Source organism: Pseudomonas sp. LBUM1673 (assembly GCF_059695645.1).
The window spans coordinates 5,970,813-5,983,610 of the sequence record NZ_CP166780.1 but is presented as its reverse complement, the minus strand read 5'-3'; the positions used below and the strand labels follow the sequence as shown (position 1 = coordinate 5,983,610).

Here is a 12,798-nt window from a genome sequence, read left to right as displayed (position 1 = left end):
GCATGAAGACTGCGTCATCTGTGCGCGTCATAGCGTCGCGATATACCCCGTCAATCGATGGGACTGGTAGAATCGCCGCCGGTTCACATGAGGTTTTTCCATGCACGATCCCCACAGCGAACGCATGAGTGGCAATGAGACGCGCGCAGCAAGCGGTCTGGCCCTGGTGTTCGCCTTCCGTATGCTTGGCATGTTCATGGTGTTGCCGGTACTGGCGACCTATGGGATGGACCTGGCAGGAGCGACCCCGGCCCTCATCGGGTTGGCGATTGGTGCTTACGGCTTGACCCAGGCGATCTTTCAGATTCCTTTCGGCTTCATTTCCGACCGCATCGGTCGACGTCCGGTGATTTACGTGGGGCTTATCGTCTTCGCGCTGGGTAGCGTGCTGGCGGCCAATGCAGATTCGATCTGGGGCGTCATTGCCGGACGTATCCTGCAAGGCGCCGGGGCGATTTCCGCGGCGGTCATGGCGTTGCTATCGGACCTGACCCGGGAACAGCATCGGACCAAAGCCATGGCCATGATCGGCATGACGATCGGTCTGTCGTTCGCTGTCGCCATGGTTGTCGGACCGTTGCTGACCCGTGCTTTCGGCCTGTCCGGATTGTTCTTCGCCACCGGCGGCATGGCGCTGGTGGGCATCGTCATTGTGATGTTCATGGTGCCGCGCGCAACCGGCCCGCTGCAGCACCGCGAGTCCGGCGTTGCGCGTCAGGCGCTGATACCGACGCTCAAGCACCCGGACCTGCTGCGTCTGGACCTGGGTATTTTTGTGTTGCACGCGATGTTGATGTCGAGCTTCGTCGCATTGCCCCTGGCGCTGGTCGAAAAAGCCGGTTTGCCCAAGGAGCAGCACTGGTGGGTGTACCTGACTGCGCTGCTGATTTCTTTCTTCGCCATGATCCCGTTCATTATCTACGGCGAGAAGAAACGCAAAATGAAACGAGTTTTATTGGGCGCCGTGCTGACGCTGATGCTCACTGAGCTATTCTTCTGGCAGTTCGGCGACAGCTTGCGGGCTCTGGTGATCGGGACGGTGGTGTTCTTCACCGCGTTCAATCTGCTGGAAGCTTCGTTACCGTCGCTGATCAGCAAGGTTTCACCGGCAGGTGGCAAGGGCACGGCGATGGGGGTCTATTCCACCAGTCAGTTCCTTGGTTCGGCGCTGGGTGGGATCCTCGGCGGCTGGATGTTCCAGCACGGCGGTTTGTCGGTTGTATTCCTCGGATGCGCCGGCCTGGCTGCCCTCTGGCTGGCCTTTGCTGTTACCATGCGCGAACCACCTTACGTGACGAGCCTGCGCTTGCCGTTGTCGCCCGAGGCGATCCGCGAAGCGGGTCTGGTCGAGCGCCTGAAGGCCGTCGTAGGGGTAACAGATGCAGTGATCGTCGCAGACGAAGCGGCGATTTACATCAAATTGGACACCGAACTATTGGATCGCACCACCCTTGAGCGCCTGGTGAACAACCCGGCCGGGGCAGCGTGCGTAGCCTAGGAGAACGTTATGGCCCGTGGGGTTAACAAAGTCATATTGGTCGGCACTTGCGGCCAGGATCCCGAAGTTCGCTACTTGCCTAACGGTAACGCCGTGACCAACCTGAGTCTGGCGACCAGCGAACAGTGGACCGACAAGCAAACCGGTCAGAAGGTCGAGAAGACCGAATGGCACCGTGTTTCGATGTTCGGCAAGGTAGCCGAAATTGCCGGCGAATACCTGCGCAAAGGTTCGCAGGTCTACATCGAAGGCAAGTTGCAGACCCGCGAGTGGGAAAAAGACGGTATCAAGCGTTACACCACCGAAATCGTGGTCGACATGCAAGGCACCATGCAACTGCTGGGCGGCCGTCCACAACAGGGCGACCAACAAGGTGGGGGCAATAACTACCAACAATCCGCTCCAGCCCCACGCCAACAGGCTCCGCGTCCACAGCAGTCGGCACCGCAACAGTCGCGCCCGGCTCCACCGCAGGCAGCTCCGCAGCCGGCTCCGGATTTCGACAGCTTTGATGACGATATTCCGTTCTAAAAAACAGTAAGTAATAAAAAAGCGAAGCCATTGATCTGGCTTCGCTTTTTTTTTGTGGGCGCTGTTAACTGAATAAAGTGGTCACATTGGCCCGTGCCGAGTGCAGTTTCTTGTAGCTATCGATCAACCGCAGGTGCCTGTCGAGCCCCTCCAGTTTCATGCTGGTGGGCGTCAAGCCATGGAAGCGCACGCTGCCGTCCACCGATCCGATTGCTGCATCTGTCCGCTCGTTGCCAAACATCCGGCGGAAATTGGCCTCGTAGTCTTCCAGTTCCAGGTCTTCGTCCAGCTTCATCTCCAGCACCACATTGACGGCCTGGTAGAACAAGCCACGCTCAACCGTGTTGTCGTTGTACTGCAGGAACATTTCCACCGCCTCTTTCGCCTCTTCAAATTGCTGCAAGGCGAGATAAATCAGCAGCTTCAACTCCAGGATCGTCAGCTGACCCCAAGCCGTATTGTCGTCAAATTCGATGCCGATCAAGGTGGTGATGTCGGTGTAGTCGTCCAGCTCACTTTCCACCAGACGCTCAACCAGTGCCTGCAGTTCGTCTTCGTCCAGGCGATGCAGGTTCAGGATGTCGGCGCGGAAAAACAGCGCTTTGTTGGTGTTATCCCAGATCAGATCGTCCGCGGAATAGATTTCCGAATAGTTCGGCACCAGGATGCGGCATGCCTTCGCACCGATATGCTCGTAGACCGCCATGTACACTTCCTTACCCATGCCTTCGAGAATGCCGAACAAGGTCGCGGCTTCCTCGGCGTTCGAGTTTTCACCCTGGCCGGAGAAATCCCACTCCACGAATTCGTAATCCGACTTGGCACTGAAGAATCGCCACGACACCACGCCGCTGGAGTCGATAAAGTGCTCGACGAAGTTATTCGGTTCGGTCACCGCATGACCTTCAAAAGTCGGCTGGGGCAGGTCGTTGAGGCCTTCGAAGCTGCGGCCCTGCAACAATTCGGTCAGGCTGCGCTCCAGCGCCACTTCCAGGCTCGGATGCGCGCCGAACGAGGCGAACACACCGCCGGTACGCGGGTTCATCAACGTGACACACATCACCGGGAATTCACCGCCCAGGGACGCATCCTTCACCAACACGGGGAACCCTTGCTCTTCCAGCGCCTGAATACCGGCCAGTATCCCGGGGTACTTCGCCAGCACGTTGGCTGGCACATCCGGCAGTGCAAATTCACCTTCGATGATTTCGCGTTTTACCGCGCGCTCGAAGATCTCCGACAGGCACTGCACCTGGGCTTCGGCCAGCGTGTTACCGGCACTCATGCCGTTGCTCAGGAACAGGTTTTCAATCAGGTTGGACGGGAAATACACCACCTCGCCGTCTGACTGGCGCACGTACGGCAGCGAGCAGATGCCGCGCTCTTCATTGCCCGAGTTGGTATCGATCAGATGGGAGCCACGCAACTCGCCGTCGCGGTTGTAAATCTTCAGGCAGTACTCGTCGAGCATTTCAGTTGGCAGCTCATCTTTTCGGCCAGGCTTGAACCAGCGTTCGTCCGGATAGTGTACAAACGCTGCGTTGGCGATGTCTTCGCCCCAGAACTGGTCGTTGTAGAAGAAGTTGCAGTTGAGTCGCTCGATAAACTCGCCCAACGCCGACGCCAACGCGCCTTCCTTGGTCGTACCCTTACCATTGGTAAAGCACATCGGCGAGTGTGCATCGCGGATATGCAGCGACCACACATTGGGCACGATATTGCGCCACGAGGCGATTTCAATCTTCATGCCCAGGTCCGCCAGAATGGCCGACATATTGGCGATGGTTTGCTCCAGCGGCAGATCCTTGCCCGCAATATAAGTGCTTGCCTCTGAATTAGACGCAGGCATTAGCAACGCCTGGGCATCGGCGTCGAGGTTTTCGACTTCTTCGATCACAAACTCAGGTCCGGCTTGCACCACTTTTTTCACGGTGCAGCGGTCGATGGAACGCAGGATGCCCTGGCGGTCCTTGTCGGAGATGTCCGCCGGCAACTCGACCTGGATCTTGAAAATCTGGTTGTAGCGGTTTTCCGGGTCAACAATGTTGTTCTGCGACAGGCGGATGTTCTCGGTGGGAATACTGCGAGTGTCGCAGTACAACTTCACGAAATAGGCCGCACACAAAGCCGATGAAGCCAGAAAGTAATCGAACGGACCCGGTGCCGAGCCATCGCCCTTGTAGCGGATAGGTTGATCGGCCACCACCGTGAAGTCATCGAACTTGGCTTCAAGCCGAAGGTTGTCGAGAAAGTTGACCTTGATTTCCATGGGGGATTACCAGAGTAACGGGCTAGACGATTTGGCCGCCATTATCCGGTATTTCAGCCGTAAGTCTTGCGGGCATCTTACTTATGTCCACACCGGCGATGGATGGGTCAGTCGAGTATCAGGTGCGGTAAGAACCGGCTCGAATCCTTGGTGATCAAACTATTGTCTTCCCGCACGCCAATACCGGCTGCCTGATCGCCAATCACCCAGGAACCCACCAGCGTAAAGCTGTCGCCAAACTTCGGCAGCGGGGCGAATTCCTGAAGGATAAACGGCGCGTCGGTGTAGGGGCCGTCCTCTTTCACGATCAGACCCTCAGCGGTTTGCAGTTCGATGTTGGCGCCTTCCCGGGAGAAGAAGGGTTTGCGCACCCAGCCTTTGGGCACCGCTTTGCCCGGGTCTGTATCCAGGTGCGCCGCGAGCAGGTTCGGGTGACCTTTGTTGAACTCCCACAGCAGCGGCAGGATGCCCTTGTTGGAGATGATGGATTTCCAGGCCGGCTCGAAAAACTGTGTGTCGCTCTGCGCAATCGCTGCGCCGAAGGGTTCGTGGAAGATGAACTCCCAGGCATGCAGTTTGAACAGGTGAGGGATCCAGCGATCTTCGAGGTCGACGAAACGCCCGTCACTGGTGAGGCCAATGTCTTCGATATCGATGTGCCGCGATTCGATGCCGACTTTTTCCGCGACCAAGCGCAGGTAATCGGTGGTGCCTTTGTCTTCGACCGAGTCTTTCATCGAAGCAAAATAGAACGGTTTCTTGAGCTGCAGTTGCGCAAAGGCCTGATGCAGCTTGGTGTCGATGCTATTGAACTGGTCGGCATGCTTGGGCAGCAAGCCACGTTCGATGCATTGCTCCAACCAGCCCCACTGAAACGCCGCGGCCTCATACAGGCTGGTCGGCGTGTCGTAGTTCAGTTCCAGCAGCTTGGCGGGCCCGGTGCCGTTGTAGGAGAAGTCCATACGCCCATACAGGTGCGGGTGGCCTTCGAGCCATGAAGTACGAATCATGTCGAAGAACGGTGCGGGAATGCTCAGGCGCTCCAGCAACTCCTCGCTCTGAACCACTCGGGCCACCAGATCCATGCACATCTCATGAATCTCGGTGGTCGGGTCTTCGAGATCGTTCTCGATCTGCTTGAGCGTGAACTGGTAATACGCGCTCTCGTCCCAATAGGGTTCGTCGTCGATGGTATGGAACAGAAAGCCGAGACTGTCGGCGGTCTGTTTCCAGTCATGACGCTCTGCGCAGAGGATTTTCTTCATGGCCCTTTTTCCTTAACTGCTCGACCCGCCAAAACTCTTGCTCGATCCGCCCCAGCCGCTGCGTGCGCTGGCCTGGCTGCCGAAGCCGCCGCGGGAAGTGGAGGCCGCAACAGACACCGGCTTACTGCGGGTGATGGTGTCGGTGTAACTGCTACTGCTGCCGTAGCGCGCCTGATTGGACCTGCCGAAGGTTGAACCTGACGATACCCGCTGGCTGAGTGTCGAGGACGAGTAGCTGCCGCGATCATCGCGATAGCGGTAGACCGGCTCGGAGTAGTAGCTGTTGCGGTTGCTGCTGAGCATGTTGCCGATCAATAGTCCGGTCAGCAGGCTGCTGCCGGAGAATCCCGACCCGGCGGCAGCCGCTTCCGAAGCGGGTAATTTTGACTTGGCTGCGTCTACTTCGGATTGCGTCACTTCGCCATCGGCACTCAGCTCGAAACCGCCGAGCTTGGGGATGAACTTGCCGGCGGAATCCTGCTGACACCAGTCGGCGACAAAGTCGGCGTCGCAATCAGCCTGGTTGTCGTACACCGGCGCAATGCTTCGATGCTGCCCCATGGCCTTCATATAGGCGTCAGAACAGATGTCGACCGGGAGCTTTTCATCGGCGCACTGCTGGACGGACTGGAAGTTGTACTTTTTGTGTATCTCGTAGGTTTTTTCCGCCTGCCCGCAACCTGATATCGCCATGGCGACCGACGCTGCCAGCGAGAGCTGAACGTACTTGCTTCGTTTCATCGGGATCTCCGTGGCGCAATCAGTTCTGGGAAGGGGTCATGCACGCGGCGTTCAACATGCCGACGCTGATGGCCACTGCCGCGATATAGATACCCGCAGCGATTTCGCCTTTTTTAATGCGTTCAGAGGCGCCTTTAAGCACCAGGCTGGTCATCAAAAACGCCAGCAGTTGCACGAAAGCGGCGATCACTGCCCAGACGACGAAGTCCAGAATGCTGATCGAGTAGGCAATCACATTGCTGGCCGGAATGGCGAAGCCGACGATGGCGCCTCCCAGGGCGATCGCCGCCGCCACGTTGCCCGAACGGATCAGTTCGAACTCCCTGTGCGGGGTGATTCGGGTGTAGATGAACTGGAACAGCGAGAACAGCACGGCGGCGCCGAGGATGTACAAAACAAACCCGAGCACGGCGGCTTTGTTCAGGGAGATGGAGAGCGCTTCAAGCATGGACTTCTTCCTTATTTAAAAAGTGTTCAGGTCAGTGGTGTACAGCGAAATGCCCAGCGAGGTGCTCAAGCTGATGGTGCCTTCGGCGTCTTCTTCGACGGAAAAAAGCAGGAATTCCCGGCGATCGGTCAGGCCGGTTTCACGGGCGTACAGCATCGAACGGTGCTCGATGCTGTAGGACTCATCCGGGTTTTTCAGGCGTTCGCTCAGCGCCACCAGTTCCGTCTGGCCGTCCTCGGTGCCCCATTCACGGGTGTATTCGACACCGTTGTGGGTGTAGGTCGGCAGGCCGATCAAGCTTTGAGGACCGGCCAGCCGACGCAGTTCGGATTCGCTGTTGATAGTGATGTAACTGAGGTAATTGAACAGGATCACCGACTCGACCTGTCCGGCGATGTCGCCGGTGGTGTGCACTTGCAGCCAGTATTCCTCGTCGTTCATGTAATAGCGCGACAGCCAGGTCGACTGCCCGAGCTCAATGGTGCCGGCGCTCCAGATCTGCTGGGAGCCAGGGATGGTCACAGCGGTGTTGCCGTCGAGCAACAATTTCAGGGTCGTGTCGAACATCACGCCTTTGCCCAATGCCAAACCCAGCGGACCTGTGACCGGCTGGGTTTCGTCGGCTGTCCATTTCGATTCCGTATTCGCTTTCGGGGCCTCAAGCCCCATCAATTGTTTAAACCATCCCATTGGAGATTTCCTTGAGGCGAGTGGAGGCGATGTAGAAGAGTTCACCGCCTTCAACGCGAGTGGCGCCGGGCGGGTTGATCGAAGGGTGCCGGGCGCCTTTGGCGCGGTAGCCGATGAGGGTAGCGTTATGGTGCTCTTTCATCTGTGCATACAGATCGCCGAAGGTTGCTTCAAAGGTCTCGGGCAGTCGCATCAGGTATTGGGTGGCGCCTTGACCTACGCACAGTAATTCATTGATGACCACTGACGAGCCCGGATCCTGAGAGGCGCGCACCAACATCTCGATGGCCATGCTTGAGGTGCATTCCAGGCTGGGTGCGTAGGCGCTGGCAAGGGCAGCGATTTCACTTTCATTGAAGTGGGCGACCACATGCCCGACAGGGCTCAGTTGATTGACCGCCAGCACGGTGGCCAGGGTCAGATCGTCTGAATGGGTTCGTACCAGTACGCGTTCGGCACCAGGCACGCCGGCACGCAGCAAAAGCGCGGCAGCGGACAGGCTTTCGCCTTTGATAAAGGCCGCTTTGCCCGGCATGGGGTTTTCTTCAAGGGTGCAATCGCAAATGACGATCAGGTTGTCATTGGACGTTTCGTCCTGCAGCAATAATTCAATCACCCGCTCGCTGGACGCGCCTTCCCAGCCGATGAGAACGGTGTGGCCGACCTTGCCGGTGAAATCGCCTTTGCCCTTCATGCCTTTTCTCCATACATCGATGACACTGCTGGTGGTTTTGCCGATGGCTGCCGTCAGCAGCGCAATGCCCCCGAGCATGACCCAGGTAGCCACGAAAATTCGTCCCGCGGATGTCTGTGGCGCGAGATCGCCATAGCCGACGGTGAGCGTGGTGGTGAGATAGAAGTAGGTAAACGTGGCGGGGGCGGTGAGGTGTTGTTCGCCCAGAAGCACCAGACCCAGCCAGGCGGTGGTCAGGTGTACGCCCAACGCAATGGCCAGGCCTGCCCAGCCGAACCGATGGAAGAAGGACGAGGCGTACGTGCGCAACAAAAGGAAAATCGACATTACATCCCTGACTCCGTGGGGGCTCATTCCTGGCGACGTAATCGCTCTGGCGTCTGAGTGCTCAAGTGCGGTTACCGGGCGGCATTAAACCTGCTGCGCGGCGTAGATAAAAGTACCTTGGCTGCAATAAATCCGGCGATCGCACCAAAGATATGTCCTTCGAAGGAAATACCCTGGCGAGGAAGGAAGCCAAAAATCAGCCCGCCATAGAGCAGGACTACGACACTGGCCGTGATCAGGTTGCTCCAGCTCCTCTGGAACCAGGCGCGCGACAGGAGGTACGCCCACAGCCCGAATACCCATCCGCTGGCACCGATATGTACGCCTGCAAAACCGAACAGCCAGATCAGCGAGCCGCCCAGCAAAATAATGATAGCGCTGACGGCCATGAACCGGTTGAGCCCTTCGATAATGACCAGGGTGCCGAGGATCAAAAAAGCAATCAGGTTGGTGCTCAGGTGCGCAAAGGACCCGTGCAAGAACGGCGAGGTGATGATGCCGACCAGTCCGTGCAGAGTTCTCGGAACCAGGCCGAAGGCTGTAAGGCTATAGCCGGTCGCAGCATTGAGCACTTGCAGCACAACCATGAAGATGGCCACGCCTGCGATTGTCTTGAAACCCTTGAGGGCATCCATCCTTGACCTCGACTCGACAAAAAGAAGGGCAATCCATGTGGGAGCGGGCTTGTGTGGCGAGGGGGCTTGCCCCCGTTCGACTGCGAAGCAGTCGTAAAACCGGTCACCGCTTTCTAATTCAAGATTGCGGTGACCGGTTTCAGGTGCGCTTCGCGCCCCAACGGGGGCAAGCCCCCTCGCCACACAAGCCCGCTCCCGCAGGTTCCGCGGCTTGGCGAATTACTCAGCCGATTTTTTCTTCAGGCGTTCCAGAATCGCATTGGCGCTGCCTTCGTTCGGCGTGATTCCGGCTTCACGAAGCTTGCGTTCCAGGTCGGTACCGGTCGACGCATCGGCCAGTTGGTCCTGGGCTTGCAGTTCAGCGGCGCGTTGCTGCTGCTTGGCTTGCAGGCGGTTCAGCGTACCAACGGCGGTTTCCAGCTTGCCGTTGGCGCCGCCACTGGCGATCGAAGCACTGACCTGGGCTTTCTGGACGCTTTCACGAGCCTTGGCCATGTCCACTTGCTGACGCAGGCTTTTGATGCGGTTTTCGGCTTTGGTGATGTCTTTGCGCATGTTGTCCGCGTAGCCGCCGAATTCGGTGGCCTGCTTTTGCTCGACATCCAGTTCATTGGTCAGGGTCGAAATGGCTTCGGCCACTTCCAGTGCCAGGTCTTCGCGGCTGGCCTGGATCGCGGCCAGGGCCTTGGATTCCAGGTCTTTGATCTTGGCGTTGTACTCGCTGACGCGATCAGCCGACAGTTTGTGCTTGGCCATGATGGTGACCAGCTCACGCTTGGCGTTGGCCAGCGCGCTGTCAGCATCGCGAATTTCCTGGTCGAGGATGCGCAGGGCCTGTTGGTCGACGATCGACTCGCCGACTTCGGTGGCACCGCCACGCAGCGCGGTGAACAATTTGCTCCAGATGGACTGAGTCATTGGATATTTCCTGTTCCCGAAAAATTAAATGAAGAAACGTTCGAAGGCTTCGCTGGCACGCTGGACGTTGTCGACGAGGGTTTTGACCTCGGTCACGACGTTGGTCAGGCTGGAGTCGGAGCTCAGCGCGCCGAACATGTTGTAAACGATCTGCCCGTTGGGCATGGACTCGATACCGATCGAGGACAGCGGGAACATTTCCCGGCTGCGCAGAACGGCATCATTGAAGGCCGGTACGTCGTTGATGGACTCGACATCGACCAGAACGGTATCGACGATGACCTGATCGCCAACCACTGCGATGTAAATCGGCAAGCCACCGAAATCGTTCATTTCCAGCTTGATGCTGGACTCGGAGCCTTGAACGAGGGAGAGGGTGATTTCGTTCGTAACCACTTCGTCGAGGGCCTGAAGGGCGCTGTAGAGGCGGTCGATGTTCCAGTTATTACCTGCGCTCATGTAATTCTCCGACATGAATGAGCCAGCCAGAATCGGTTGGCGTAGCTGTTTCTCCATCTGCTTGAGCAGGCTTCGGTTTTCGGGAAGCACCCAAGTCTCGTGTTTCACATACCCGGCGGCACCCAGGCCCGCGCGCATCTGCTTCATGTAGAAGCTGGATGGTTTTTTCGCGGACGGTTTCGAGCGCTCTCCCTTGCGGCTCGCTGAATCGGTAACAGACCCGGTAGGCGGATCTGATGGAGAGCTGCTTTTCATGGTGCTGACCCCGTTGTGAAATAACTCACGCGTGAGAAACACTACAGGCAATTTTTACGGCCTTCAATAGCTCACGCGTGAGATTTTTCGACTGTCGGTAGGCGTAAGGCAAAAGAAGGCCATGTGGGAGCGGGCTTGCTCGCGAAAGCGGCGGCACAGTCAACATTGCTGTTGCCTGATACACCGCTTTCGCGAGCAAGCCCGCTCCCACAGGTTTCGCACTGATTGGCCTATTGGCGTCGATCAGCGCTTGGCAAACGGCTTAGTGGCTGGCAGCCAGAAAATCGTCGGTGGACACCACGCTTGCATAGGCAAAACCCAGGGCTGACATGAAGGCGGCGTGGACGTGGGCGGCCGGAACCGTGACGCCGTTGAACTCCAGATCGCGGGTGGCACAGGCGTCGTGGATCACCGTGACGGTGTAACCAAGGTCGGCGGCGGCGCGGGTGATGCCGTCGATGCACATGTGGCTCATGCTGCCGACCACCACCAGGTGCTCGATGCCTTGCTGGTCGAGGATCGACTCCAGTTCGGTTTCGCGGAATGAGTTGACGAAGTGTTTGAGCACCACCGGCTCGTCGGCGCGGTTGAGGGCTTTGGGGTGCAACTTCGCGCCGTCGGAGCCAGGGGTGAAGAACGGTGCGGCGTCGGAGGTGGATTCGTGGCGGATGTGCACCACCGGATCACCGGCCTCGCGAAACGCCTGGATCAACCGCGCGGCGTTGTCTGCTGCGGCGTCGGCGCCCACCAGCGGCCACTTGCCCTGGGGGAAGTAGTCGTTTTGGATATCGACTACGATGAGTGCTTGCTTGGCCATGACTGTTTCCTTGAAGTGTGTATTGGGTGTGGAATGAAGTATTGGTGCTGGCCCTCCGTTCGAGGATTGGCCACACCGACAATAGAAGGGGGAAAACTGACAATGGGTATGGAAAGGGCTGTCGCCGAACTGGGGGTACTGATCTATCCCGGTGCGCAGATGGCGGCGGTGCATGGGCTGACGGACCTGTTCGGCGTGGCTAACAGGATCGCTGCCGAGCATCAGGCGGCACAGCTACCGTTGCTGCGGGTCAGTCATTGGCAGGTCGAGGACGATCAGGTGCCCGGGCGGATCTATGACTCTCAGCCCGGTCCGGCCGGGGCATTGGTCGCCGTGTTGATCCCGCCCTCGATCGGAGGTTTTTCCGAGGGGCAGGCGCCCCAGGGGCTGATTCGCTGGCTTCGTCAGCAACACGCCAACGGTGCGACTCTCGGCGGAGTCTGTGTGGGTTCTATTTTGTTGGCCGAAAGCGGTCTGCTCGACGGCCGTAGCGCCACCACCCACTGGACCTCGGCCAAGGCCTTCGCCGAGCGTTACCCGGCGATCAAGCTCAAGGCCGATACGCCCATCGTCGACGACGGTGACCTGATCACCACTGCCGGGTTGATGGCCTGGTCAGAGTTGGGGTTACGGCTGGTGAACCGCTTGCTCGGACCGAGCATCGCCACCGCCACGGCGCGGTTTCTGGTGGTGGAACACAGCGACAGCGCGAGCGAGTGCGGCAGCAACTTTTCGCCGATTCTCAGCCATGGCGACGGGGCGATTCTCAAGGTCCAGCATTGGCTGCAAAGCACCGGGGCGACCGATGTCTCGTTGGCGGCAATGGCCGAGCGGGCGGGCCTGGAAGAGCGCACCTTCCTGCGGCGTTTTCGTGCGGCGACCGGGTTGAAACCCACCGAGTACTGCCAACACCTGCGAGTCGGCAAGGCGCGGGAAATGCTCGAGTTCACCAACGGCACCATTGATCATATTGCCTGGACCGTGGGTTATCAGGACCCGAGTGCGTTTCGGGCGATCTTCAAGAAGATTACCGGGCTGGCGCCGAGTGATTACCGTGTGCGGTTTGGGGTGTCTGCGACCGCGGCCGTGGCTCGGTAGCGAGCATCACCGCAGCACCCATTGTGGGAGCGGGCTTGCTCGCGAAAGCGGTCTATCAGTCGAAATTGATGCTAACTGACCCACCGCATTCGCGAGCAAGTCGCACCGCCGCTCCCACATGGGATCTGTGCCAGGCTTTGGTCGTGCAAAATG

At 58.4% G+C, this 12,798-nt stretch carries 13 protein-coding genes; 3 read left to right on the top strand and 10 right to left on the bottom strand.

Annotated elements, in window-relative coordinates; genetic code table 11:
- Window positions 1-100: 100 nt before the first annotated feature.
- Both ACA044_RS27385 and ACA044_RS27380 read left to right on the top strand, forming a co-directional pair.
- Window positions 101-1,498, top strand: coding sequence for an MFS transporter (locus tag ACA044_RS27385; RefSeq protein ID WP_497444101.1), 1,398 nt, complete (start codon window positions 101-103; stop codon window positions 1,496-1,498).
- A gap of 9 nt (window positions 1,499-1,507) precedes the next feature.
- Window positions 1,508-2,029 (top strand): single-stranded DNA-binding protein, encoded by a 522-nt coding sequence (locus ACA044_RS27380; RefSeq protein WP_007933689.1) that lies wholly within the window; start codon window positions 1,508-1,510, stop codon window positions 2,027-2,029.
- Window positions 2,030-2,093: 64 nt separating this feature from the next.
- Here the strand turns inward: ACA044_RS27380 and ACA044_RS27375 are convergent, their stop codons facing one another.
- The 10 genes from ACA044_RS27375 to ACA044_RS27330 all read right to left on the bottom strand — a co-directional run bounded on the left by ACA044_RS27375 (window position 2,094) and on the right by ACA044_RS27330 (window position 11,547).
- A complete protein-coding gene (locus ACA044_RS27375) occupies window positions 2,094-4,298 on the bottom strand; it encodes an OsmC domain/YcaO domain-containing protein (protein ID WP_497444100.1) in 2,205 nt (734 codons plus the stop codon).
- 107 nt (window positions 4,299-4,405) lie between these two features.
- Entirely contained in the window at window positions 4,406-5,563 is a 1,158-nt protein-coding gene (locus ACA044_RS27370; RefSeq protein WP_497444099.1) for a glutathionylspermidine synthase family protein, read from the bottom strand.
- Window positions 5,564-5,575: 12 nt separating this feature from the next.
- A complete protein-coding gene (locus tag ACA044_RS27365; protein WP_497444098.1) occupies window positions 5,576-6,304 on the bottom strand; it encodes a DUF1190 domain-containing protein in 729 nt (242 codons plus the stop codon).
- Between the two features lie 19 nt (window positions 6,305-6,323).
- Complete coding sequence (locus tag ACA044_RS27360) at window positions 6,324-6,752, bottom strand: DUF350 domain-containing protein (RefSeq protein WP_497444097.1); 429 nt, start codon at window positions 6,750-6,752, stop codon at window positions 6,324-6,326.
- 15 nt (window positions 6,753-6,767) lie between these two features.
- The gene (locus tag ACA044_RS27355) at window positions 6,768-7,442 is read right to left on the bottom strand and encodes a DUF2491 family protein (RefSeq protein WP_497444096.1); all 675 of its coding nucleotides are present in this window, start codon (window positions 7,440-7,442) and stop codon (window positions 6,768-6,770) included.
- The gene (locus ACA044_RS27350) at window positions 7,429-8,463 is read right to left on the bottom strand and encodes an ion channel (protein ID WP_497444095.1); all 1,035 of its coding nucleotides are present in this window, start codon (window positions 8,461-8,463) and stop codon (window positions 7,429-7,431) included. Before ACA044_RS27350 ends, ACA044_RS27355 begins: the two co-directional genes overlap by 14 nt.
- A gap of 71 nt (window positions 8,464-8,534) precedes the next feature.
- The gene (locus tag ACA044_RS27345) at window positions 8,535-9,098 is read right to left on the bottom strand and encodes a rhomboid family intramembrane serine protease (protein WP_497444094.1); all 564 of its coding nucleotides are present in this window, start codon (window positions 9,096-9,098) and stop codon (window positions 8,535-8,537) included.
- Between the two features lie 219 nt (window positions 9,099-9,317).
- Entirely contained in the window at window positions 9,318-10,016 is a 699-nt protein-coding gene (locus ACA044_RS27340) for a PspA/IM30 family protein (protein WP_497444093.1), read from the bottom strand.
- Window positions 10,017-10,040: 24 nt separating this feature from the next.
- Entirely contained in the window at window positions 10,041-10,622 is a 582-nt protein-coding gene (locus ACA044_RS27335) for a YjfI family protein (RefSeq protein WP_497444092.1), read from the bottom strand.
- 370 nt (window positions 10,623-10,992) lie between these two features.
- A complete protein-coding gene (locus tag ACA044_RS27330; protein WP_497444091.1) occupies window positions 10,993-11,547 on the bottom strand; it encodes a cysteine hydrolase family protein in 555 nt (184 codons plus the stop codon).
- A gap of 102 nt (window positions 11,548-11,649) precedes the next feature.
- Between ACA044_RS27330 and ACA044_RS27325 the strand changes: the two genes are divergently transcribed.
- The gene (locus tag ACA044_RS27325) at window positions 11,650-12,645 is read left to right on the top strand and encodes a GlxA family transcriptional regulator (RefSeq protein WP_497444090.1); all 996 of its coding nucleotides are present in this window, start codon (window positions 11,650-11,652) and stop codon (window positions 12,643-12,645) included.
- Window positions 12,646-12,798: the final 153 nt, after the last annotated feature.

What these genes read in the sequence shown, in the direction of transcription:
- ACA044_RS27385 (WP_497444101.1), top strand. Translation starts at nt 101, where the DNA reads ATGCACGATCCCCACAGCGAACGCATGAGTGGCAATGAGACGCGCGCA.
- ACA044_RS27380 (WP_007933689.1), top strand. Translation starts at nt 1,508, where the DNA reads ATGGCCCGTGGGGTTAACAAAGTCATATTGGTCGGCACTTGCGGCCAG.
- ACA044_RS27375 (WP_497444100.1), bottom strand. Translation starts at nt 4,298, where the DNA reads ATGGAAATCAAGGTCAACTTTCTCGACAACCTTCGGCTTGAAGCCAAG.
- ACA044_RS27370 (WP_497444099.1), bottom strand. Translation starts at nt 5,563, where the DNA reads ATGAAGAAAATCCTCTGCGCAGAGCGTCATGACTGGAAACAGACCGCC.
- ACA044_RS27365 (WP_497444098.1), bottom strand. Translation starts at nt 6,304, where the DNA reads ATGAAACGAAGCAAGTACGTTCAGCTCTCGCTGGCAGCGTCGGTCGCC.
- ACA044_RS27360 (WP_497444097.1), bottom strand. Translation starts at nt 6,752, where the DNA reads ATGCTTGAAGCGCTCTCCATCTCCCTGAACAAAGCCGCCGTGCTCGGG.
- ACA044_RS27355 (WP_497444096.1), bottom strand. Translation starts at nt 7,442, where the DNA reads ATGGGATGGTTTAAACAATTGATGGGGCTTGAGGCCCCGAAAGCGAAT.
- ACA044_RS27350 (WP_497444095.1), bottom strand. Translation starts at nt 8,463, where the DNA reads ATGTCGATTTTCCTTTTGTTGCGCACGTACGCCTCGTCCTTCTTCCAT.
- ACA044_RS27345 (WP_497444094.1), bottom strand. Translation starts at nt 9,098, where the DNA reads ATGGATGCCCTCAAGGGTTTCAAGACAATCGCAGGCGTGGCCATCTTC.
- ACA044_RS27340 (WP_497444093.1), bottom strand. Translation starts at nt 10,016, where the DNA reads ATGACTCAGTCCATCTGGAGCAAATTGTTCACCGCGCTGCGTGGCGGT.
- ACA044_RS27335 (WP_497444092.1), bottom strand. Translation starts at nt 10,622, where the DNA reads ATGAAGCAGATGCGCGCGGGCCTGGGTGCCGCCGGGTATGTGAAACAC.
- ACA044_RS27330 (WP_497444091.1), bottom strand. Translation starts at nt 11,547, where the DNA reads ATGGCCAAGCAAGCACTCATCGTAGTCGATATCCAAAACGACTACTTC.
- ACA044_RS27325 (WP_497444090.1), top strand. Translation starts at nt 11,650, where the DNA reads ATGGGTATGGAAAGGGCTGTCGCCGAACTGGGGGTACTGATCTATCCC.